At 37.3% G+C, this 24,611-nt stretch carries 18 protein-coding genes and 1 tRNA gene; 12 read left to right on the top strand and 7 right to left on the bottom strand.

Annotated features, from left to right (window positions below):
• Positions 1-1,281: IS21 family transposase (gene istA / locus ACIQXP_RS24715; RefSeq protein WP_402759982.1), on the bottom strand; the 1,281-nt coding region annotated here is incomplete at its 3' end.
• A gap of 283 nt (positions 1,282-1,564) precedes the next feature.
• On the opposite strand from istA, the gene ACIQXP_RS24710 reads away from it, so the two are divergent.
• The 4 genes from ACIQXP_RS24710 (at position 1,565) to ACIQXP_RS24695 (ending at position 7,296) form a co-directional block, all read left to right on the top strand.
• Complete coding sequence (locus ACIQXP_RS24710; RefSeq protein WP_387508590.1) at positions 1,565-2,902, top strand: thiopeptide-type bacteriocin biosynthesis protein; 1,338 nt, start codon at positions 1,565-1,567, stop codon at positions 2,900-2,902.
• 43 nt (positions 2,903-2,945) lie between these two features.
• Positions 2,946-5,138 (top strand): peptidase domain-containing ABC transporter, encoded by a 2,193-nt coding sequence (locus tag ACIQXP_RS24705; protein WP_387508588.1) that lies wholly within the window; start codon positions 2,946-2,948, stop codon positions 5,136-5,138.
• A 10-nt stretch (positions 5,139-5,148) separates the two neighbouring features.
• Positions 5,149-6,435, top strand: coding sequence for a beta-barrel domain-containing protein (locus tag ACIQXP_RS24700; protein WP_387508586.1), 1,287 nt, complete (start codon positions 5,149-5,151; stop codon positions 6,433-6,435).
• Positions 6,436-7,011: 576 nt separating this feature from the next.
• The gene (locus ACIQXP_RS24695) at positions 7,012-7,296 is read left to right on the top strand and encodes an ISAon1 family transposase N-terminal region protein (RefSeq protein WP_387508584.1); all 285 of its coding nucleotides are present in this window, start codon (positions 7,012-7,014) and stop codon (positions 7,294-7,296) included.
• Here the strand turns inward: ACIQXP_RS24695 and ACIQXP_RS24690 are convergent.
• A complete protein-coding gene (locus tag ACIQXP_RS24690) occupies positions 7,254-8,546 on the bottom strand; it encodes a gliding motility protein GldB-related protein (protein ID WP_387508582.1) in 1,293 nt (430 codons plus the stop codon). The two genes, ACIQXP_RS24695 and ACIQXP_RS24690, sit on opposite strands and share 43 nt — an antisense overlap.
• A 610-nt stretch (positions 8,547-9,156) precedes the next feature.
• On the opposite strand from ACIQXP_RS24690, the gene ACIQXP_RS24685 reads away from it, so the two are divergent.
• From ACIQXP_RS24685 to ACIQXP_RS24650, 8 genes are all read left to right on the top strand, one after another.
• The gene (locus tag ACIQXP_RS24685; protein WP_387508580.1) at positions 9,157-9,450 is read left to right on the top strand and encodes a TIGR04139 family peptide modification target; all 294 of its coding nucleotides are present in this window, start codon (positions 9,157-9,159) and stop codon (positions 9,448-9,450) included.
• 522 nt (positions 9,451-9,972) lie between these two features.
• Entirely contained in the window at positions 9,973-11,094 is a 1,122-nt protein-coding gene (locus tag ACIQXP_RS24680; protein ID WP_387508578.1) for a DUF4932 domain-containing protein, read from the top strand.
• A 280-nt stretch (positions 11,095-11,374) separates the two neighbouring features.
• Positions 11,375-11,448 (top strand) — tRNA-Asp (locus ACIQXP_RS24675).
• Positions 11,449-11,693: 245 nt separating this feature from the next.
• A complete protein-coding gene (locus ACIQXP_RS24670) occupies positions 11,694-12,905 on the top strand; it encodes a site-specific integrase (protein WP_387508576.1) in 1,212 nt (403 codons plus the stop codon).
• A 591-nt stretch (positions 12,906-13,496) separates the two neighbouring features.
• On the top strand, positions 13,497-15,809 hold the full coding sequence (locus ACIQXP_RS24665) for an ATP-binding protein (RefSeq protein WP_387508574.1): 2,313 nt from the start codon (positions 13,497-13,499) through the stop codon (positions 15,807-15,809).
• A 6-nt stretch (positions 15,810-15,815) separates the two neighbouring features.
• On the top strand, positions 15,816-16,934 hold the full coding sequence (locus tag ACIQXP_RS24660; protein WP_387508572.1) for a hypothetical protein: 1,119 nt from the start codon (positions 15,816-15,818) through the stop codon (positions 16,932-16,934).
• Positions 16,931-17,638 (top strand): hypothetical protein, encoded by a 708-nt coding sequence (locus ACIQXP_RS24655; protein ID WP_387508570.1) that lies wholly within the window; start codon positions 16,931-16,933, stop codon positions 17,636-17,638. Before ACIQXP_RS24660 ends, ACIQXP_RS24655 begins: the two co-directional genes overlap by 4 nt.
• Positions 17,635-19,497, top strand: a complete 1,863-nt coding sequence (locus ACIQXP_RS24650) for an HsdM family class I SAM-dependent methyltransferase (protein ID WP_387508568.1) — start codon at positions 17,635-17,637, stop codon at positions 19,495-19,497. Before ACIQXP_RS24655 ends, ACIQXP_RS24650 begins: the two co-directional genes overlap by 4 nt.
• Positions 19,498-19,556: 59 nt before the next feature.
• Here ACIQXP_RS24650 and ACIQXP_RS24645 read toward each other — a convergent pair whose 3' ends face one another.
• The 5 genes from ACIQXP_RS24645 to ACIQXP_RS24625 all read right to left on the bottom strand — a co-directional run.
• Positions 19,557-20,648: a DUF4365 domain-containing protein gene (locus tag ACIQXP_RS24645; protein WP_387508566.1), complete on the bottom strand. Its 1,092-nt coding sequence runs from the start codon at positions 20,646-20,648 to the stop codon at positions 19,557-19,559.
• A 386-nt stretch (positions 20,649-21,034) separates the two neighbouring features.
• Positions 21,035-22,264: an ATP-binding protein gene (locus ACIQXP_RS24640; protein WP_387508564.1), complete on the bottom strand. Its 1,230-nt coding sequence runs from the start codon at positions 22,262-22,264 to the stop codon at positions 21,035-21,037.
• A complete protein-coding gene (locus tag ACIQXP_RS24635) occupies positions 22,261-22,782 on the bottom strand; it encodes an AlbA family DNA-binding domain-containing protein (protein WP_387508562.1) in 522 nt (173 codons plus the stop codon). The genes ACIQXP_RS24640 and ACIQXP_RS24635 overlap by 4 nt, the downstream gene beginning before the upstream one ends.
• A 139-nt stretch (positions 22,783-22,921) precedes the next feature.
• Positions 22,922-24,175, bottom strand: coding sequence for a hypothetical protein (locus ACIQXP_RS24630; RefSeq protein ID WP_387508560.1), 1,254 nt, complete (start codon positions 24,173-24,175; stop codon positions 22,922-22,924).
• Positions 24,172-24,611: HEPN domain-containing protein (locus tag ACIQXP_RS24625; RefSeq protein ID WP_387508558.1), on the bottom strand; the 440-nt coding region annotated here is incomplete at its 5' end. The genes ACIQXP_RS24625 and ACIQXP_RS24630, both read right to left, overlap by 4 nt.

Here is a 24,611-nt window from a genome sequence, read left to right as displayed (position 1 = left end):
CTCGGCTTTTAGTAAATAATAATCAGGATCCCAACCGCGCCTTTCAGCAATCTTTCTGTGATTTTCCGGCATATGCTCCAGATCTGTGGTATAGCCATGCTTTTTAAAGCTTCGCTTGTGTATCGCAATGCGTTCAAGTTGATAATAGATTTCCACGTGGTCTGAATCATAAATGATGGTTACGCTTTTGCCCAGATAAGCAAATGGTACGCTGTAGAAATGCCAGTCCTCACCGACCACTACATGATAGTTCTTCTGGACCTTTGCCTTTGTGTAGTGGGACAGCTCGAATGACTGAGCGGCCAGGGGCTGCAATAGTGGCTTTTCTTCAGTCTCAAAAAGATTCATCCGACTGTAGCTTTTTTTCTGGAAGTTCAAATGATGGTGCTCGTCGACCTTTTTAAGAATAGCCCTGTTTAGTTCGTCCAGACTATAGAAGCTTTCATTGCGTAAAAGGGCAAAGACCCTTCTATAGGAAATGAGCACCTGATTCTCAACCGATGGTTTATCTTTTGGTCGACCGGGACGGGTAGCCAGTAGCCCTACTTTATTATGCAGTGCCCATTGCTCCAGAAGCTCAGGAAAAGTAGGTTCATATTTACATGTCCTTATCACCCATTGTTTCATATTATCAGAGATAATGTTCAGCGGAGCTCCCTGGAAATATCCCAGCATCCTGTTAAGACCACTAATGACATTTACCAGGGATGCATCCGGAAGCGCCATAACAAAACAGTAGCCGCTGAATGGAAGTACTCCAACCAGAACAGGACATTCTATTACCTCTCCGCTATCGCGATCAACATAATCAAGTCTTGAACCTGCAAAATCGATCTCCAGAAGGTGACCGGGTTTGTGTTCCATATGCATACTTGGCTTTCTTGAGGAAAGCTCGATATCCAGAAGTTCGCAGAACCTGGAATACTGAAACCCTGATGGATATAACTTTAGGTACTCCTGCCATAATAAGAACCTGGTAACACCAACACGCTTAAGTTCAAGAAGAAAATAACCCACCTGTTGCTGAAAGTGGAACTTTCTTAGATCGATCGGTTCATCCTTTTGTTCCTTTTGGGAATGGACAAGAGTATTTAAATCATGGTCTCCCATATTAAAAAGCACATCGTAATCGGTACCGGTAGCCTTAAGCAATTTCGAGTAGAGATGAATGGTTGGTCGGGAAACCCCTGTTTGCCTGGCGATCTCACGCTCAGAGTAACCACGTTTAAGAAACAGGAGTATCTGTCTTACTTTTTGCATACTGAGTAGTTTATTTGCCATCTCTATATAGTTTGATCCTAATCAAAACTATAAGAAACGGTAGTAAATCACTCTTAATGGTAAACTTTGCCGTGGAATAAGTGGTAACCTTTGTGTCGGAATGTCAGGCGTTTAAGAGCCTTGAGTCGTTACAAATGGTAAACTTTGCTCCGGAATACCTGGTAAGTTTTGAAATGGAATACCTGGTAATATTTCCTTCGGAATACTGGTAAGCTATGAAGCGGAATAGCTGGTAATATATCCAGCGGAATGGTGGTAAACTATAGAGCGGAATATCCATGATTTGCAGGCTCAAGGAAAATCAAGTCCTGTATTTTGGGATTGGGGAAACCTTAATCACCTCAGTTTTTTGCCGAGAGTCCAATACAAAAATATTGTTGTGACAAAAGCAAGATGGATTATTAAACTACAAGATATCCAATCAGATAAAGAAGAAATAAGCGAAAGAATACTAGCTGATGCAAAGAAGAGAAATATCCCTTCTAAGGTGTCTTATGTCGATGGTGACAATAGGATTTTGATCGATTTCTCAAACGATGAACACATTAAATTATTGGTCCAATTTATTAAAAAGTTTAAAAAAATTATCGTTGAGGAATTCTTGTTCACTAAAGACAACTCTATTGTTAGAGACAAGCAGTTGAATTCATATGCTAATGAGATAATTATCCCCTTTCGTATCGATAAGGAAAGAGAAAACACGCGTTTATTTCATAATCTAGAGAAATCAAATTATGTACAGAGGTCGTTTATCCCAGGAAGTCAATGGTTGTATATAAAAATATACGCTGGGATAATCACGTTGGAAAAAATACTTAAAACAGTAATTAAACCTCTCATCGATATAGGTGAGGATGAAAAATACTATAAGCATTTTTTCTTCATTCGCTATAGAGATGAGTTGTCTCATTTGCGGATCAGATTTTATAATGATGATCCTAACAAACAATCTCATCTTTTAGCACTAATTAATGAAAAAATGAACCCTCTAGTAGAGAATGGGACCATTCATAAAGTGTCTATAGATACTTATCAACGTGAGCTTGAAAGATACACAGCAAAACATATCGAAAAGATTGAACTTCTATTCTACAATGATAGTCTTGCTATCTTGAATTTAATCTCATTAATAGATGATCAGGATGATGAGTTTAAGCTATATTTTGCATTGAGGGGAATAGATGCGCTTTTGTCAGACTTTGGTCTTGATTTGTCTGAAAGAGCTAGAGTGATAAATAAGCTAGCAGCAGATTATAGCAATGGTTTTGGTGGAGGGACCTTGCAAAAGGAGATAAATGTTAGGTATAGGAAGTATAAGGATGAAATCTTTATGTATATGGACAATAGGTATGACTTAGAAACTAATTTTCATCTGGTTACAGACATATTTGGTATTAGATCAAGTATGAACTCTAAAGTGATAAGTGAAATGCTATTAGGTCTTTCCCCTAATGAAGTAGCAGATACGCTACAAATGATATTACCTAGTATAATACATATGTTCATGAATAGATTATTTTCAGGACATCAAAATACTCACGAACTTGTTATCTACACATTTTTAGATCGATACTATACTTCACAAGTAAAAATAAAAAAAGCTCAATTCATGCCATCATAATTATTTATTAATCAAATAGATAAATTTATCTCCGTAACTCGATTTGAAAAAATTCCCATTCTACAAGCAGGCAGATCAAATGGATTGTGGTCCTACCTGCATCCGAATCATTGCAAAATATTATGGGCGAAACTTTTCGCTAAATAGGTTGCGTGACATTTCTGGTATAAACAAGCTGGGAGTATCACTTTTGGGTATCAGTGAGGCTGCTGAAAAACTTGGATTCAGGACAGGCGGCATAAAAATAAGCATTCAAAAATTGGAAGAAATAGACTTACCATGCATTCTACATTGGCACGGAAATCATTTTGTCGTTTTATATGAAATTAAGACCAGCAGGTTTTCCGGTAAAACTTATTTCATAGCTGACCCCGCTACAGCACTGATAAAGTATAACGAAACTGATTTTATTAGCAACTGGGTAATTGAAGATGGTGAAGTGGGTGTAGCACTTATGATTGAACCCACACCAGACTTTTATGCTGAAAAAGAAGAGCTAGGTACCTCTATTGACATGAGGTTTATTTTTGATTATTTCAGAAAGTTCAAAAAACTTATACTTCAGTTGTTCATCGGTTTAATGATCGGGAGTTTACTGCAACTTATATTACCTTTTTTAACACAATCAATTGTTGATGTTGGCATTAATGCCAGAAATCTAAACTTCATATATATAATCCTAATAGCTCAAACGATGCTTTTTTTAGGTAGATTAAGTGTTGATTTTCTGAGATCTTGGATATTATTACATATTAGTACTAGGATAAACATATCCATTCTAACCGATTTTCTGATTAAACTTATGAAACTACCAATTAGCTTCTTTGAGTCTAAACAAATGGGGGATATAATGCAGAGAATGGAAGACCAAGGCAGAATTCAGGCATTTCTAACTGGCTCTTCATTAAATACCATTTTCTCCATGTTCAATCTAATTGTTTTCACTTTTATATTGGCTTATTATAGTACGACTGTCTTTTTCATATTCTTAACCAGTAGCATTTTATATAGTATATTATTTCTAATTTTTTTAAAAAGAAGAAGAGCGTTAGACTTTAAGAGGTTTGCTATCTCTTCAGACAACCAAAGTAATGTCGTCCAAATGATATCAGGAATGCAAGAGATCAAACTTAACAACTGCGAACAACAAAAAAGGTGGGAATGGGAATCGATTCAAGCGCGGCTTTTTAAATTTAATACCCGAAGTTTAGCATTAGGACAGTTGCAACAATTTTTTTCTTTTTTTATTAATGAAGGAAAAAACATATTAATAACCTTTATTGTAGCAAAATCTGTTATTGATGGCAACTTAACTTTAGGTGGAATGATGGCAGTTCAATATATTGTGGGGCAACTAAATAGTCCGATTGAACAACTTGTCACGTTTTTTCAGCAATTTCAGGATGCTAAGATTAGTTTAGAAAGGTTAAATGAAATTCATGTCCTGCCCAATGAAGAACCATTGAATAGGCAATTTCTTTATTCATTGCCAAACAGAAAAGGGATTGAGTTGCGCGATCTATCATTTACTTATCCGGGAGCAGGAAATGAACCGATTTTATCAAATATAAACCTGAATATTCCAGAAGGAAAAACAACAGCAATAGTTGGCATGAGTGGTAGTGGTAAAACCACAATCCTAAAATTACTTCTTCGGTTCTATGAACCCCAAAGGGGAGACATAAAAATAGGGAATACCTACCTTAACCAAATCAGTTTTCGCTATTGGCGTAGTCTATGCGGAGTTGTAATGCAGGATGGCTTCATTTTTTCCGATAGCATAAGTAAAAACATTGCAGTAGGAGATGAGTACCCAGATAAGGAAAAGCTTAATCATGCAATTGAAATGGCTAATATTAAAGAATTTATTGAAGATTTACCTATGGGCTTAAGTACAAAAATTGGTTTAGAAGGTAACGGAATAAGTCAAGGCCAACGGCAAAGGATTTTGATTGCGAGAGCAATATATAAAGACCCCGAATATATCTTATTTGACGAAGCTACGAATTCTTTAGACTCTAATAATGAAAAAGTAATAATGGCAAACTTAGAGAGCTTTTTTAAGGGACGTACGGTTATAATCGTGGCCCACCGCCTTAGTACAGTCAAAAATGCAGATAATATAGTTGTATTGGATAAAGGTTCAATTATAGAGCAGGGAACCCCTAATGATCTAATGAAGATTAAAGGAAAATATTATCAATTGGTAAAGAATCAAGTAGAGCTAGAGAATTAATCTAAAAATTATGCCAGAGAATGATTTAATTCGCGAATTTAACAGTGAGGAGATTCGTGAAATTATTACCGCAGTGCCATCTTGGATACTACGGTGGGGAATTACGTTGGTATTTTCTATTTTGGCTGGTATCATTCTGCTTTCTGCATTGATTGATTATCCTGATATTGTAAAGGTAAATTTAAAGGTAAATTCACTAAATGCTCCTAAAGCCGTCCTATCGAAACAAACAGGTAAGTTAATATCCTTATTAGTTTCAGATGGACAGATAGTAAAAGCAAAACAACCTTTAGCATATTTTGAAACTATCGCACAGCCTCTAGATGTATTGCGGTTAAATAGAGATTTAAAGATATTCCAATCGTTGATCTTACAGCATAGATATGAAGCGACTGCTTTACCAGATGGGTTAAACCTTGGGGAGATCCAGGGTAGTTATCAGAATTTCTATCAACAATATTTACAGTACAAATCTACTCTCAAAAATGGATATTATCTTAACCGAATGTCTTTTCTCAAGAAAGACTTACGCGATATAAAGGTGCTTAATGATCAAATTATTAAGCAGAAGAAAGTACAGCAACAGCAATATGCGAATCAAGAGGAAGAGTATCTAGCATATCAGAAACTTTATAAAAATAATGTTATTTCTAGAAGCGAATTTACGCAACAAGAAAATAAATATCTTTCTTCAAAATATCCCTTACAGCAGAGTGAGACAGCAATTATTAATAATTCAACCAGTTATAACGCTAAGGAAAAAGAGCTTTTGGACTTGGAACACACAATATCTGAAGAACAGTCCAAATTTATACAATCACTAAACCAGTGTATTACCGACAGTGATAATTGGATTATGCAGCATATTTTGATTGCACCAATCGACGGACGTGTAAGTTTTGCTGGCATTGTGCAGCAAAACCAGAATATCTTGGCTAATCAAGAAGTTTTTATTATTAATCCAGGAAACACAGATTTTTTTGGAGAGATTCAGATTCCCCAGTATAATATGGGCAAAATAAGAAAGGGAGCGAATGCACTTATCAAAATGCATAGTTATCCTTATGAAGAGTATGGTATGATTAAAGGGAAACTAACATATATCTCTGATGTTGCTTACCGTGATAGCATATTCATAGCAAAGGTAAGCTTTGACCTTTTTGAAAATAAAGATCCCGGACATAAAATTATTTTAAAAAATGGAATGCAGGCGGATGCGGAAATAATTACCGATAATAGCTCTTTACTACAGCGTTTTTTTAGGAATATCACTAAAATATTTCATGATCGAAGTTAGCACTTTTCCAAACTGGTTTATAAAAAGTCTTCTAAATTTTTTATCTCTGAAGATGTAAACTAGTTCTAGTATTATAACAAAACGGCAAGTAAATTCAGGACGAGTCGGTAGTCACCAGATTTCATTCCAAAGTGTACGTGATCATAGACTGGTATGTCGTCAAAATATAAAACTTCTGGTAATCAAATTGTTGTAAGTTTGGTCCTAAACTTTTGATAACGCTTTCTGTTTCTTCCTCACGATCTATTAGTTGTTAAGCCATATTTTGCTAATTATTTCTTATCTTTACACCAGTCAATTACAGTCAAATAGGCCCAAAAAATTGGTGAGCATTTGGTGAGCAGACTACTTTAGTATAATTTAATAGCTTTATTTTCAAAGATATATGGTGTCGGTTCGAGTCCCGTCCATTCCGCAAAAAGCCTTAACTTGAAAAAGTTGAGGCTTTTTCGTTTTACGGTTGTGGCAATAATCCGGATGAAAGAGGAGGATCAAGCGGAAAAGGGATCAAGCGGAAAAGTTGGGGAGAATTAAATAATTTCTTTCTTTTGTAGTTTATAACAATTACGAATCCCCTTGAATCAAGCCGAACAGACCCTAATTAGCTTTTTATTACCACCAGGTATCCTGGATTATTTCGAAATACTCAAAGTAGAAAAAGAGTTAAAAGAACTTCAAATTTATCTGGAAGAGAAGAATATAGCCCCTTCAGGGTATCAGATAATGGATCTCGAATCAAAGGGCTTTCTTCCTGAAGTTGCCATTCAGGATTTTCTGCTCCCGGCAGATCAAGGGGGGATGGTTTCGGGCGAAAGAAACTACATTACTTTAAAATGCACAGTATACGGTTGCAACGGATAACCTGTTTTGGACTTGAATGATCTATCGGTAATTACAAAATCATAAATTTGCCCGGATTTTAAGGCTAATTTAAGCTTAAATGATTTACGGCTGTCTGTAAAACCTATTACACCCGAAAGAGGAAAATGCTCTTTACCGCCTTCGCCCAGATTAATCGAATAACCTTCGCCCATGGGTTCAGAGAAATTGACGGTGAGTTCAGTTAAAGATGCAGAAACATCTTCCCTTCCATTAATGTCCGGCGTAAGGTTAACCACCAGCGGTTGCAGCTTTTTAAACTTCTTTAATAGCTCCTCCTTGTTAAACGGCTCCTTGTAATATTCCGAATCCTTAAGGAAATCTAAAACCTGCTTTTCATTGCTGTAATCCAATTCAATGATTTTTTTAACCGCCAGTTTTTTATCGGTTTGATGCTCATAATAAGCCTTACAGATAACATAACCCATAAAGTAGCCCAGATCCGGATGAGGATTTTTAGAGCCATTGTACAGCCAGTTATCTGTAGCGGTGCTAAACATCTCAATTTGAAACTTTTCCTTGAGTTCCTGTTCATGCTCACGGCCGTATGTCATATAAGCATTGTTGTTTTTCTTGCGGGTTACCAGTTCCGCAATAAAATCAGCCGATCCTTCCATAATTGTTTGTGCAAGCAAAACCCCTTCACCAGCTTTTTGTTGTGTATGCACGTATTCGTGAACATTAAGGCTAACCAGGTTTGAGGTCTGCTGATCTTTAAATACATTTTTTAACCAATCACTCAATTCCGAGGCTTCGGTATTTTTGTCTGCCGTTGCAATTTCTGTGCCCACAAGAACCATATCATCTGTCGTAGTACCGCCTGAACGCAGGCCGCCAACGGTGAAATACATTTTAGCCGGGCGCATTTCGGGATACAATTTCCTGAAATTAGCTATACTGCTCGTAATGGCCGGCACCTGTTTTTTAATACTGAGCGTGTTGCTCCTGATACTCTTCCAAAACTTAGGATATTTATGGATCAGTGTAACCCACAATTTTGCATCGTAGTCTCGGGCTTTCATAAAAGCTTTCAGCCCCGGAGTACCTTTGTCCACATATAGCCTTTGCATAAGATCGACTTGCTTTGCAGTATCAATAGTAGTTACAACGCTGTCATATGCTTGCCAATAACGGTCAATATCATCGGTATTGACGGTTTTTGAATGGTGTCGTTGCGCGTGAACTAGTGAAGGGAAACAAAAAGTAAAAGCGAGTAGGTAAATGTATCTCATGTCAGTTTGAAGGCGATTTTAATTTAAATGCGACATCAATATAAGATTATTTCATCATTACCCTTAAATAAATTGTTGTAAAAATCCTCGCCTTTGATAGCGAAACCAGATTATTGAAATGTTGTAAGTAACCAGGCCAATTTAATATGCTATATATACGCTATTTCCTTAAAACAAAGTGGGAAGTATATCTGCAAATTAGTTGTAGGTATTTTTTTACGGATGATTTTAAGATCATCTGAGTTTTCGTGAATTTGTGGGCTTGATATCTTCTTCTTTTCTCTTTCCGTCTTTGGAAACCTGGCTGATTCTGGATGTTAAAGCGAAGTAGATATGCTAAAATTTTTTGGTCATATTATAGATATTATATCACTCCAGGCTGTGCATCCCGCTTTTACCATCTCTTATTGATCGTGTTGCAGAGTCCATTAGCACATTTATTGGTAAACGTTACGAATATTTATCGAAACCTAACAAATATCAAACATGCCTTGCATTACCAAACGCTTATGTTCAACTTTCAAATAAATTATAGTGGTAGTGCTGGCAAATTAAATTTATACCACAATAGTTAGCTATTTGTATAATGTTTTTTGTAGACGTATAACTAATGTTTATAAATAGCAAATTACCAAGACCTGAACGCCAGGGTAAGTTGGCGATTATCAATCAAATATTAAACTTTAAAGAAATGATCAAGTTAAAAGAGATGCAAAAAAGCCTGTCTTCATTGGAAAACAAGAAACTAGATTTCAAAAGTTCTAAATCTGTATTAGGTGGTTTAGCTGGGGGGCCTAAGTATATTGTGTCTAATCTTCGAGATGAAAACGGATGTCAATTGGTAGATTACTATTATGATGGCAAATGGTGCGCTAGATTTAGCGATTGTAAAAACGAATATTAATGATAATCAATTTAATAAAATAATAATTAAGTCTGCAAGTTTTTCCTTTTACACAAGAAAAGCTTGTAGATTTTAAACTTATAAGTATTACGATGTAATATGAGCAATGGTATATGCTGTTTCGATCAGATGTATGCAATAAGTCAAATAGGGCCAGAGAATATCCTCATTGGACTACGGTTTTTTAATCAAGTAGCTTGATAAACCAATAAAAGCAGCGCTATACTGTCCTTAAAAGGTTGAATAACCTTATTAATTATTAGGATTTGCATGCGGTGTCATGCAGACTCATGCCACTTAAGTCCAGGCTGATCCGTTTACTGTTGTATAAGTCGTATCATGGCAATAAATTGCAGTGATAGAACGTAGATTCGAGTACCGCCTAGTCGGCAAACAAAGTTGAATTATAAAAAATGCCAGATTAGTAATTAAGCGTTTTTTATGATCAAAATCTGCAGAATACCTAGCATTTAAGACCTGATTTTTATATTTGCTTATTAATATAACTATGCCATAAACCCGGTGAAAAAAATTACTATTCTACTACTGTTATTAACAACAGGTTTATTACGTGCCAATGCGCAGGAAAAAGCAAGCTTTGACAAAGCTTTTCAGAAGGCAAACAACGGTAAATCCCGCATAGAGATACCGCCCCTTAAAGAACTGCTGCACATTATGCTGGCCATTACTAAAACCGGGCTTGGCAATGATGATATGGTGAATCAAAGTGGTACATACTATCAGGATGTACTTAAACATTTTAAGCCATATGCAAACGAGCCCATCATAAAAACCTTTGATTCATTGCTGAACGTTTCGCTCTATCATTATATTTTCATCTCTGGAAATGCGATGTCTTATGATTTTTCGGGAACTACATTAAAGCGCAACCCTAATTACATTTTTCCGGCGCGTGGTGTGGCTAATATGGTGATCAGCACCAATCCGTTAGATACCTATAAAAAAGATATAGAAGCGTTTGCTAAAAAATCGCGGTTTCAGGATTTTTATAGTCAGCAAAAGCCATATTATACTAAAATAATTGCAGAATATAAGTCCGGTACAGACCTGGATAAACAATGGAAATGGCTCGAAAAGAACTTCAAAACCAGCATCAACAGCTACCTAATCCTTTGTTCGCCCCTCATTAACGGGCTCAATTATACCACTGAGTTTAAAGACAAGGGCTTTAGGCAGATCGTTATGGTGCTTCCCATGCTCGACCATGATCCTAAACTTTCAGCTATTCAAAACGAACTTTTCAATACAAGGGTGATGTTTTCGGAAATAGACCATAACTATGTTGGTGTCCCATCAGATGCCAATAAGACGGCTATAGATAGCATATTTAAGAACAGGGCAATCTGGGTAAATGAGAAAACTGAAGGTACCTATGCTTATCCAACGCCGGTTCAGGTCTTCAACGAGTACATGACCTTTGGTACTTTTTTGCTGTATTGCCAGGACAATTATAATAAAGCGCTTTATGCTGAAACCCGAAATAATGTAATCAGTTTGATGACAGCGCGCGGCTTCTCGAAAATGGAGCTGTTTGTGTCGTGTTTAGAGCAGGCAAGATCGGCAGCTCCTCATAAAAAGATCGATGATTTATATCCGCAACTCCTGGCATTGTTGAGCAAATAGTGCTATGCAGTAAGCTTTGTTTAGTAAGCCTGACGAAAGATTACAGCTGATCAAATAGAAGGCTGATCAGAAAAAGTATTAATGATTAAATGCGTATTATGAAAGAAAGGTAAGGCTTTTTCGTTTTATAGCAGTTCAAATTTAAATATATAGAATGAGGATCAGTGTGTTACGGGCTTAACGACAAGAAAAATCGGATACTATGTTGATAAACTGAATATAGTGTCTATATTTGCAATCCTGAAAAGGGAAAGAGGTTCAAACTTTAAAGAGAACGAAAGGAGTGGTAGTTCAGCTGGTTAGAATGCCTGCCTGTCACGCAGGAGGTCGCGGGTTCGAGTCCCGTCCATTCCGCGAAAATAGTTTTAAATTTAACTAAAAGCCTGTAAATTAAATGTTTACAGGCTTTTTCGTTTTCTAGAAACTCCAAATTATTCATTTTTTCGCAAGAAAAAGGTGAGCAATTAGGTGAGCACATTAAACAGTATAAATGCTCACCAATTATAGCTTAAACATTTGTTTATAAGCTAGTTCAATCATTAAACATCTTGACTGTAAGTGACAGAATTAACAATTTTGTTTCATTTTAATCATTTGTCATGAGAACAAACATGAATCTGCTTTTTTATTTAAAAAAGCGCTCCACTTACAAAAACGGTCCGGTAACCATCTATTTAAGGTTTACGGTTGATGGTAGACGGGCAGAAACTTCAACAGGAAAGTCTTGCGATCCAAATCGCTGGAACGCACAGGCCGGGCGTGCTGCTGGTACAAAAGAAGATATAAGGGTTTTAAATGCTTATCTGGATAAGTTACAATCGAAAGCTCAGGAGCTTCACCAAGTAATGATGGTAGGGAACGAAACTGTTACGGCAGAAACGGTAAAAAACCGCTTTATTGGCAAGGCTCTTCAGTCAAGGACTCTTGTTGCCATATTTGGAGATCACAACGCAAAGATGAAAACCCTCATCGGCAAAGAGTTTGAAAAAAGTACCCTTCAGCGTTATGAGACCTGTCTGATGCATGCTAAGGACTTTATGCAGTTAAATTATAATGTTTCAGATATTCCAGTTGCAAAAATCAACTTTACTTTCCTGGTTGATTTTGAATATTACCTCAGGAGCGTCCGCAACTGCGGTAATAACTCTGCAATAAAATACATCAAAAATCTCGGTAAAATTATTCGCATATGTTTAGGTAACGGCTGGCTGGCAGTGGATCCTTATCTCAATTACAAACCAAAACAGAATACTGTACACCGTGAGGTGCTCACCAAAGAAGAGTTAAGTCGTATAAAGGAAAAGAAGTTCAGTGTAGAGAGGGTTAGTACAGTTCGCGACATGTTTGTTTTCAGTTGTTATACAGGCCTTGCTTATGTAGATGTATGTAAATTAAAACGATCTGAGCTGGTTAAAGGCACTGATGGTAATTTATGGATATATACAAGTCGAAAGAAAACCGATACACTTTCACGGATACCTGTTTTGCCAGTCGCTCTATCCATAATTAAAGCTTATGAAAGCCATCCCCAGTGTATTGTCAAAGATACCCTGCTTCCCATGATGAGCAATCAGAAAACGAATGCGTATTTAAAAGAGATAGCAGATCTGTGTGATATAAGTAAATCGCTGACTTTTCATATTGCTAGGCATACTTTTGCCACTACTATAACATTGAACAATGGCGTACCTATAGAAAGTGTATCGAAGATGCTAGGCCACACCAGCATTAAAACAACGCAGATTTACGCAAAGGTACTGGATCATAAGATTGGAGCTGACATGCAAAAAATTATTGAGAAAGTTGAGTAATCTTGAGCTATTGGCTGATATGGACTGTGTTCCAAGGTTTTTTTCAAATCTACCATTAGAAACCTTTAAACAAAAAAGGATGCAACACTCGCTGTTACATCCTTTTTATCTAAATTAACGCTCTCAATCTATGATTGATGCAAGGCTCTCACCCCTTGCTTTGGCAATATGTAAATATTAATTTAATGTTGCAATATTATCCAATAACTAATTCTTTACGGCAGTCAAGTATGTTAATGAATTATGCTTTTGCTGATCACATAATCATAAATACACTGGTGGTGTTGAATTTTAACGGATAGCAATTATTTCAAGAATACTGTTGGAATTAGTGCTAAAAACTTGGGAATACAAATCGGTACACAAGGTGGTACCGTGAATGTAGATGGAACCAACAAACACCTCGCTAAAACATCACGTGCTTTTTGCTATCTTTGTTGAAGAACGTAAATTTTTATTCACATTAGCGTCATTCAACAACCTGTATCGAATCGAATAAACTGTGAATGGAACTGAAATTTATGAAGTTGAATCTATTTAGGCATTTGATAGATTCAATGTGGTATGGTTTCAACCTAAAAACAACATGTTATGAACACCGTTGATGAGCAGATAAGTGCCATAAAGAAGCAACTGAGTCAAGAATTAAGTAAGGCGGCTTCGGACAACAATAAAATAATTGAACTTACTAATGCCATTACCAGTTTGGATGAAAATCAAATCAGGTTTTCTGTCGACGCTGGTCTTATTACGAGACTAGGTAAAGAATTGGTCGGCAGGCAAGAAACTGCGGTTTCGGAGCTGGTAAAGAACTCCTACGATGCGGACAGCCGGGAAGTGCAGTTAATCTTTGAGAATTCATGGCAAAAAGGTGGCACGTTGACGATTTCTGATGATGGGTTGGGAATGAATAGGGATCAATTAATAAATGGATTCATGCGGCTTTCTTCTTCTCAAAAAATCCATAACCCTATATCTGAGAGATATAAACGTATACGTGCTGGGAAAAAAGGTATTGGTAGGTTTGCTGCCCAGAGATTAGGTAAGAAATTAACAATCATCACTCAAGTTCTATCGTCAGATCTGGCCATAAAACTAACGATTGATTGGGACGAGTTTGAAACAGATAGGGATTTGTCTTCAATTACTAACAGTATAGAGATGGTTCCGAAATCCAAGCCTGAAGGGACAGATCTAATTATAGAAGGCTTAAGGGAAGGCTGGTCTGATGCTACGATAAAAAGGATTTTTAGGTACACATCTGAGTTGCTCCAGCCGTTTCCTCTTTCCAAAACCCGAAAGGATGAGGATAGCAAAAAAGACGATCCTGGATTTAAAAGCACTTACTTTAGAAGAGAAGGGGGAATGCTGATTCCAATCATCGATGAGGAAGAGGCCATTTATAAACATGCAATTGCCGAAATCGAAGGTTATATATTGGGTGATGGACAGGGGTGCTGGTCGCTGAAGAGTGACAAACTTGATTTTCCTGAAGAGGTATTCCTGATTGGAAAAGACCGAAACATAGAGGATTCAAAATTTTTGCACCTGAGAAATGTTCATTTTAAATGCTATTACTTTATTTGGGATCCTTCCCTATTGCCACCCCAATCCTTGACTTTTATCAGGGATATTGCAAATGATAAAGGTGGGATTCGCATTTATAGGAATGGGTTTCGTGTATTGCCATATGGCGAAAGAGGGAATGACTGGACAAGATTGGATGAATCTGTTCGGAAACGACAGATACTTACTCCACACGCAAACAACAGTTTTTTTGGGTTCGTTGAACTTACTGATTTGGTGGACAATGTTTATGAAGAGACATCTAGTCGAGAAGGAATAATAGAAAGTACTGCATTTGATGAGCTGGTAGACTTTACCTATAGGTCAATTGTTAGTGCGACAATAAAAGTTGCCGAACTTAGAGGCAGAAAGGGAAAGGCAGCGCAAAAGGACTTTAGTCGAGTAGAAAAAAGCCCTTCTGAAAAGGTGGACGAGGCAATAAATAAAATCAAAGATTTTGTTGAAAATAGTGCAGATCCGGATTCTAGCCACACCCATAATGATAGTTCTGGTGGCAGAGAAAAATTTAAAGAGGCCTTTGAGGAGTTTAGTCAGGCTAGAGAAGAGGAAAAAGAACAGTTTGAAAAAGAAAAATCAAAGTACATTGATGAAATTAACATGCTTCGAGTGCTTGCTGGTCTTGGACTAGTTATTGGTGAATTTGTTCATGAAGTTCAGCGATTCCTGCCAGGATTTGATGCAGAAATAAACTTCTTAAAATCTTTGCTTAAGGATAATCCCGAAGCATTGACAAGGATTGATCTACTCGATACCAACATTAAAGCCTTTACTGCCTATACCTCATATTTCGATAAAGCGATATCTAGGAATGTCGTCCGTGAACTTGAAAATATTGAACTGAGAGATGTAGTAAAGGACTTTCAAAGGGTTATTGAAAATGATTTAACAAGGGCAAAGATAGTCTTTGAAAAACCTGAATTTGTTGATTACGATTTGTTTACAGTACCAATGCACCCTTCGGAATGGGCTTCGATACTTTTCAATCTTTACACTAATTCCAAAAAAGCGATAATTAGGAGCAAAAACCCAGGAAGGATGAAAATCAGGTGCGGTAAGAATGAAAAAAACGTCTATTTGGAATTTTCTGATAATGGGGATGGGATACCAAAAAACAACGAAGAGGTGATTTTCAATGCATTTTATACAACAACTTCCGCGGCGAATCACTCATCGACTGATAGTGATAGTCTAGTTGGTACTGGTCTTGGCTTAAAAATATTAAAAGATATAGTTGAAGCATATGGTGGGGAGATATTTGTGGTGGATGCAAGTGAAGGTTTTAGCACCACAATGAGAATTGAAATTCCAAAAAAATAATAAAAAATGAGTACGCCAAAATATTTATACATTGACGATGAAAATGGCCAGTCAGAGATTTCAACCCTAAATGGTTTTAATGATCTGAAAACAATTCTTGTCGAAAGATTTCCTTTAGCGGACTTTAAGGAGTTCGGGAATTTAAAAAAAGAGCTAATATCCAGAGCTAACAGTTCTTCGTTTGATGGTTTAATCCTTGACTTAAGGCTTGATGGCTTTGGAGCGGATCGTACCGAATTTAATGCTACCGCGCTTGCCCAAGAATTGCGATCAGTGGCTGCTCGAAACGAAATACCGACATTTCCGATTGTTCTCTGCTCGACTGAGGAAAAAATAAAGGATACCTATAGTTCTGACAAAACGAGCCACGATTTGTTCGACTACAAAATAAGTAAGTCCAACCCAAAACCAGATTGGAAAAAACTTTCCCGAAAACTGTCCTCACTTGCCAAAGGTTATCAGTGGATATGCAGCTCAAAGCCCAAACTAGAGGAAGTCTTTGGAGTGTCCAATCTCAATAAACTTGATCAAAGAATAATAGAGGCGACTGATTCATTTTCAGCACTTTATGATGCAGCTCATTTTGTTATCAAGAATTTTTTTCATCAAACAAGCCCATTGATTAATGAAAAGGTGCTTGCTGCTAGGCTAGGAATTGATCTTGACAAAATGCCAAAGGAAGATTGGCAGAAGCTGGTTGAAAGTTTGTTCGGAAATGCCAAATACGTCGGCTTGTTCTCAGATGGCTGGAACAGATGGTGGGCAGATGGCATAGTAGATATTTTCGCTCAATTTTCCGGGGAAAACCTTTCGTTTCTAAATGCCGCAGATAGGGTAAAAATCCTAATTGCCAAATCTGGAATCGACACAATTGTAGATGCGAAACCACTTAAATTCTGTAATAGTACTGAGTTTTGGTCTATTTGCGAAGGTTACAAAGTGCCGATTGATCCACTTGAGGCATTTAAAATTTCGACAAGCTTTGGATTGAAGCCATGGCAGGAAAGCAAATATATTTCTCTTTTAGCTATTTTAGAGAGAGAAGGTTTCACGGATCGTGGCTTGAAACCAAGTGCAACGGAAGCAGAAAATATCGAATATACAAAAGAATTGCTGGGAATATGACAAGTAAATCTTTCAAAACTGCTCGTAAAAAGGATGTTACCGATTATTTGCAAATATTAGCCAATTATGGTGTATACTATCGGTCATTGGATTTTAAAGATGCCTTGTCGGACGCATTATGGGGTTATTCAATTCAAGGCCTTACAATTCCTGTCGAAAAGACTACACTAAAACATATTAGGCCAATGGGTTTTTCTGCGGCCGAGGTAATTGTTGAAATTGATGTCGAATCTAATATTAGTGAATGGGATAACCTAAACGACCCATTTACGAATCTAAGTTTTCGTAGCTTAATGAAAGGTACGAATACTAAAACAAATAAAGTTCACTATTTGAGCTTTCATGTAGATAGGCACAATGGCGCTAAAACTAATGAGGTTCACCCGTTATATCATCTGCAGTATCTGCAGAATGCAAAAAGTAAACCGAAAGATGAGTTCGACCATGGCGAAAGTCTACAGTTGGATATACCGCGCATGATGCACTTCCCTATGGAGCTGATTCTTGGAGTTAGTTTTCTCCTTTCGAATTATGCGCCTCTTCAATATGCAAAATTAGTTAAGGATAGGCAATATATTAATCTCTGTAGAGAATATCAGCATAGAGTTTGGCGACCGTATATCAATTCCTTAGAAAATTATTGGACGACCCCTCTTAATCAACGTATTTGGGATGCCAAATTAAATTGTCCATATCTTCAATGAAAACGGAGCTTCTAAAATTTCTAAAAAGTCAATTTTCACAGAGTCCACAGGAAATCGACCGGTTAATCGTTTCTTCTTTTTTTTACCAAAACAACCTAACACAACCTGAAAACACATTTCTATCTCAATATTTCGTAGACGAAAACCAAAAAGAAGAGCTAGAAAATGTTAAAAGTTTTTTGGTGATTTATAACAGGCTAGAACAAGAATTTACATTCGAAACCTTGATCGAATTGTTCGAGTTTGTAATTTCTCCATCGGATAAGGTTGTAAAAGGGGCTGTTTATACACCTTTGGATATTAGGGAATATATTGTTGAACAAAGTTTAAATGGGTTTGCCAATGAACTAACCAATGTTAAAGCTGCGGATATCTCATGCGGTTGTGGGGGATTTTTACTGACCTTGGCAAAACAGCTTCATCAGCAAACAGGTAATAGTTATTATAATATATATAGGGAAAATATTTTTGGAATTGACGTCGCGGAATATAGTATCCAGCGCACCAAAATTCTATTATCGCTTCATGCTTACATTGAAGGAGAAGTTGCGCGAGAATTTGAATTTAACCTTTTTACAGGAAACTCTTTAACCTTTGACTGGCGGATTAACTGTCCAGAAATCCGAGAAAGGGATGGATTCGATGTTATTGTAGGAAACCCGCCGTACGTTTGTTCCAGAAATATGGATTCGGTAACTCTCGAATTAATAAAACGATGGGAGGTCTCAAATACCGGCCATCCTGATCTTTACATTCCGTTCTTTCAGATCGGTATTGAAAATCTAAATGCAAGGGGGATTCTAGGTTACATAACAGTCAACACCTTTTTAAAAAGCATCAATGGCAGAAGTCTACGCGAGTATTTTGGCGAACATAATGTAAACCTTACCCTCGTTAATTTCGGAGGCGAACAGGTGTTCCAAGATCGGAATACATATACATGTATATGTTTTATCAAACGTGAAAACGGAATGGTCAACTATGTTAGAACCCGAAGTTCGGAGATCAGGGATCTAAATCTAGCTGCTCTACGGACATTTGAATACGCGGACTTAAATCATCATGATGGCTGGAACCTGGTTAACGATCACGATATGTCCGAGTTTATCAAAAAAATTGAAAACACTGGGACACAGTTTAAGGATCTATATAATACCAAAAACGGAATCGCAACATTGAAAAACGATGTATTTAAATTTCTGCCGACGAGTCTGGATGCCAGTTATTACTATTTTGATGATGAGGGCGTGGAGCGTTCGATAGAGCGGGGGATATGTAGAGATATAGTTAATGCCAATAAGGTTAAAACTCCTGATGATATTGATAGATTAAAGGAAAAAATCATTTTTCCATATGATGAGGCAACCTGCATATTGTCGATAGAAGAGATCACTACAAAATACCCCCTTGCTTATGCATATTTAGAATCAAAACGAGAAATACTTGCTGAGCGTGATAAGGGAAAAGGGAAAGATAAGTATGAAGCTTGGTATGCTTATGGGAGGCGCCAATCAATGGATATCAATGCTTTTAAATTGTTTTTTCCCCATATTTGCGAACGCCCAACATTTGTTCTGTGCTTAGAAAGGGATCTATTGTTCTATAATGGTATCGCTCTGGTCTCTGATGATCTGCAGAAATTAAAGGTTATCAAAAAAATATTGGAGTCGGATCTTTTTTATAGATATATTAAAAATACAACAAAGGATTATGCCTCGGGATACATTTCAATGAGCCGCAATTATCTTAAAAACTTCGGCATTCCCGCTTTGACACCTGAAGAGGAATTTAACTTTTTGAATGGTCCTGATAGCGAACAACTACTTATGCAGTATTATAATTTGGATAGCACCCAATAGATTGTGCACCATTTCATTTACCGAAAAATCATAGATGCTATGGATCGTGAGCTCAGTTTTTAGCCACAAAAATCAACATATTGAAAATCTATTAAAGTATTTTTTATGTCGGTAAAACGATCTGCATGAATTGAATTCGGGAAATTATTTTGCATGCTCTCTGCGAAATAAATTGCTCGCTGGTGGTCATTTTCCTGAAATTCGTTAATGAGACATATGCCCGACCAGAATCTCTTGTCGTCGCTGGTTTCTGGATCAAGGATGATCTTTTTTAGAAACTCAATTCTCCCAGGAACCAGCCTGAGTATTAAATTTACATCGAAGCCAACAGTACCTCTGCTCATACCACCTTCATCAATATGATCCATGAGCTTTGATACTTCATTGAAGCCAAAGTACTTAGAAATTAATCTATTTGCTTTATCAGTCGTCATTGAATCAATCACATTTCCCGGATGCCACCAAATGTCCCCGTGTAATAACACATGCCTGTAAGCATAGATCAATGCGACCTGCATTTTTACATCATCTTCAAAGCAGAAACTGGACACTAAGTAGTGCCATGTTTCCAATTTGTCCCTATGGAATGAAAAAAGAGATCTAACGGCATCATAGCGCTTTTCTGGATTATCCAAATCCGCTAAAAATTTAAGAGCTCTTCCAAAAAACTTATCCTCACCATAACTCGAAAGATATTTTCTAAGCTGATAATGAACGAGTTTAAAATTGTCGGCACTAAATACGTTCGACCGATCGATTTTAATAGAATAAGGTCCTGTTTCAATGATATCTTCATCGTTTGAAAGATACTGGGTTATATCAATCCAATATGCTTTTTCCTCTTGGGGGATATAAACTACAGCGATAACCGGGAGTATGTGATTATACCAATATTCAAAGTGATTGCGGTCCGCTTTAATTGTGATCGTATTCCCATTTGCGGAGATATGGGAATTTCCCGCTTTAACTTGAATTCCGACACATAGACCTGTTGGTGAGTTTTCGTGGGTAAATTCAATATAGCCATCGAGACCTATGTCATTGGTTCCGTCAACCTTATTGAAGATACATCCCACATCGTTTACCACTCCTTGGACATAATTCAAACCTTGGATTTCAGTTTTTTTTGTTTCGGACCACTTGATCGACATTCGTTGTTTGTTCTAATGTGAGACTAGAGAATAAGGGTATTAAAATTTAATCAATTGGAAAGATTTAATACAACGGATCTGTGGGCATATTTAATAGTTGTGGAATTTTATGTAAAGTTGTGGGATTGGATTCTTCTTAATTTATCTTCCTCCTCTTCTTAGTGCTGTTGCTTTTGTTCCTATTCCTTCTTTTGCTTTTACTGTTGATGTTCCTTGTGTTGTTGTTGTGGAATATCTTCTCTAGGTTGGGCATTACTCTTGCTATCTTTGCTAAGATAATCTTCTAGCTTGTCTTTACTATCTTTCGCTGTTTCTATCTTGCGTGTTCTTGTTGTGCAAGTTTTTCCTTTTCTCTTCTATGCTTTTACGTACTGTTGTTTAAACTCTTAATGTTCTTGTTGTGGAATATCCCCTTTAAGTTGGGGGTTAACATGCTTATGTTCTTGGTTGAGATATTCTTCTATCTCCTTTAGCTGATCTTTGCTATCCTTAAACTTTGCATCAATTTTATACGTAGTTGTATTAGCTGTGCCCGCTCTTTCTATTACTTTATCATCAACAAGCTTTTCTATAAGGTACTTCACCTGCTCTCGGGTTAGTTTTTCGTTAAAGGCCCCAACGATTGTCCCTATTCTTATACCCTTATCAGGTGATAATGCTTTTATTATTGTACTAAGTTCCGAGGCGCCATAAGTACCGATAAGCAATGGTGCTGCAGAAAGTGCCTGGTAATCTTCGCCGAGTATATATTTTTGGCTCTTGCCCGCACCAATTCGGCTGATCAATGAATTGCGCTCCAGCTTGGTTAGGATCGCAGGATCTAATCCTATCGAATGCCCATCCCTGATCTTTGCCAATGCAATTACGTCATGTACGCCCAGTTGCTGGTCGGCAGGAAGACGCTCTGCAGCTATCTTATTGAATAAATAAAATGCCTCATCAGTTACGTTCCCGTCCAAGGTCAGTGAAACCTGGAACGGATCTGAGCGGCTATAATCTGGTTCAGGCTTGCCCTGAGCTAGGGTTATTGAGAATATTTTATCGACGCCCTGACCAGATCTTTCCACTAGACCAGTCTTTAAAAGCACATCTGAGAGAAGCCTACTCCTAGGGGTACTGCTAATCGTAATCAGGTTCTCGAGATTTACCCCCTTTGGAAAGCCACCCGGATTGTTGATGGTAATCACTTTGGGAGACTGGTGGATTACGATTTCCGAAGTAAGGCTGTAATCCCTATGGGCAATGCTATTTAGCAACGCTTCTCTTATTACGGTTTCGTTGAACACCGGAACATCGTTTATATATGGCCCTTTTGATATGTGGTCAAATGAATTTCTTGTTTGAATAAGGCTCCAGACCTTATCAAGACCAATATATAATGGTTCATCGACCTCTTCTCTTCTATCATGTGGAATTTGCGATACCGTGTTCCTAAATTCCAATATTACCTTGGCTTGTGGAAGATATTTTTTAATAGCCTCTTTTTTGCCCACCAAAATCAGGGCAGCGTAGGTTAACTGCTCCTCTGCAATAAGGTCAAGATCTGATAAAACCTGCTTATCAGTTAAGGTCTTGAAAGAATCATTTCCGGTCTTGTCCGCATAACGGTTCTTCAATACGTCCAGTGCACCGGATCAAGATCGTTAATCGTCAGTCCCTTACATAGCTTGGCTGAAAAATCAGGTTCTTGCTCTAAAAGAATTTTAAGCATCTCCTCGTCAGACATGTTTCTAAGGCTATCGCCAATCCTCATAAGTGCCACACCTTCGAATTTTAGCGGTTTGCCTATTGGCCTTTTGGGAACTGTTATTACCAAGACCCTTTTGCCACTTTCAAACAGTTCTTCGGCCTGTACCCTGACCTGCAGTTCCGAATAGATGGCATCTATCTTTTCACCTATTATATTGAGTGCAAAGTCGGTACCTACAACCTGATGTGGGTGCCTGTCCGACATTCCAAGAACCAACATGCCGCCACCTTCATTGCTTAGAGCCACAACATAGCCCATTACGCATTTTCTGCGTTCAGTTTGTTTGCTGCTAGAGCCGCCCGCAAAGGGAAAATTCCTCGTTGCAGCTTTGAATTCAACATGGTCTTCGGATTCTCTTAGATTTTTTAGTTCGATAAGGGTCATTGCTATACTACTTAGTTACAAAAATACTAAACTTGTACCATGAAAAAGCGACAAAGTTTCTAAGCTTAATATTTCCATGGAGCCAAACTAATAACAGTCGAGCACTGTGCTTGCTTTAGCATTTGCGGCAAAAACTGGCTCAAATGAATTCATAACATGCTTCCAGTTTTTCTTTGTACCGTTTAAAATGGGAATGATAGTGGCATTTCAGTATGGACATGCAGAATTCGTATTTTGCAAACTGGGCAACAATATCCACGTCCTGTAAAGTGCTTAAGAAATATAGATTTAAAGGATCAATGATAGAGCTGATGAAAAATACTTTGTGGTTTAAATCGGGGGAAAAGACCTGATTTTTAACTTTGAATAAAAGTTTCAATTCATAGAAATCTCCCTTCTCCTGTATGGAGAAGTATAGTTTTGGCGAAGCCGCTGATATTTTACAGGCCTGCATGTATTTTTTGGAGGGTTTTCCTTTTACGTACTTTAGGCTATAGGTATTTAGGTAATGAATGAAAGGTTGGGGTATTAATTTAGGAACAGCCTGCTTCCAAAGGAAATAGAGCTGATCCCTGTTCTTTATATTGCTTTGTCTTATTCTGTCATTGTTGTCGGCTGTTTGGAAATCAGATTCAATAGCTATCGGAGCCAGCGATTTCATCCGGCAGCACAAAGAGTTCAATTTTGCCTGTATATCTGGATATTCATCTATAAGCATATCGGCATATATAGATATAAAGCTAATGAACTTTCTAACAGACTTTCCTTTAACTTGTGGTATCATCAGGTATGGGATAAGAATCGGCCAATTTTCAGGCCTTATTGAATCTGGAGAAGGATTGACAAAACAATAACCTAAGGCAAGAAGATCGTTACACGGTAATAATGGTTCAATGAGCTCAATGCTAATTTCTGATAATTCTTTAATAGATATCTTTGGATAGAACAGTTTATGGCCAGGTTTATAGAATGGGCTATACTCTGATTTTAACTCAATATCCATTCCAAGCCTGTCATTCAGGATATTGAGGTAAATGCTTTTTCCACTTTTAGGTTCAAAAAATCCGGGCCAGTAAAATTCTTCGAAATTATAATACTGATTATAAGAGATCATTTTTTCCAGAGCAGTATAGGCATACAAACCCAGGTAGGTTTCATCCGTATCTACACTGCATCCGATCTGCAAATGATCAAACTGAATATTGAGGTACACTTTTTCTTCATCTTCATTTGGAAATGCGACACCAATAGTAAGAATTTCATTATCGAAGGAAATCTTTCTTGTCTTGGCCAAAAGCTTATAATTCTCTAAATTTAAAGGAGCGTATTTTTTCAGGGTTTTTACTGTAAGCTTTAAGCTTCCCTCTTCGAAAGGTAATTTGAACGTTTTCATTGTGCTTCAGATATAATTTGGCGGTGGTAATCTGCCTGAATTTTCAACTGTTCTATTTTTTTATTGCACATATCAACGGAAAGCAATAGAAAAGTATGTACTTTTTTATAGAGATGTTCAGAGTCTTCTTTGGTAACCGTGAAATTATCATTGTAGCGCGTTGCCGAATAGCTTTTTAGCAATATGCCAAATAGCCGTTCATCTTCTGCATTAGAGAGAAAGAGGTGATAGGGTTTTTCCGAAAAGCATTCGCATAGTCGGAGCAATCGGTGCAGATTATGGAATTCAGCTAAATATCCCGTATTGATTTTTATCAATGCAATGCAGGTTTGCTCCGTTACCTGGATAAACCGCTTCAAATTGACCCCTCTTCGCCACTTTAAAAAGCCCCCCTTTGCCGAGTTAATTTGATAAGGTCCGCCAAAGCAAAGAGACC

It is taken from the genome of Pedobacter suwonensis (assembly GCF_044762335.1).
In the GTDB taxonomy this organism is placed as follows: Bacteria; Bacteroidota; Bacteroidia; order Sphingobacteriales; family Sphingobacteriaceae; genus Pedobacter.
Note: the sequence above shows the minus strand (reverse complement) of the source record. Positions and strands in the feature narration are given on the sequence as shown.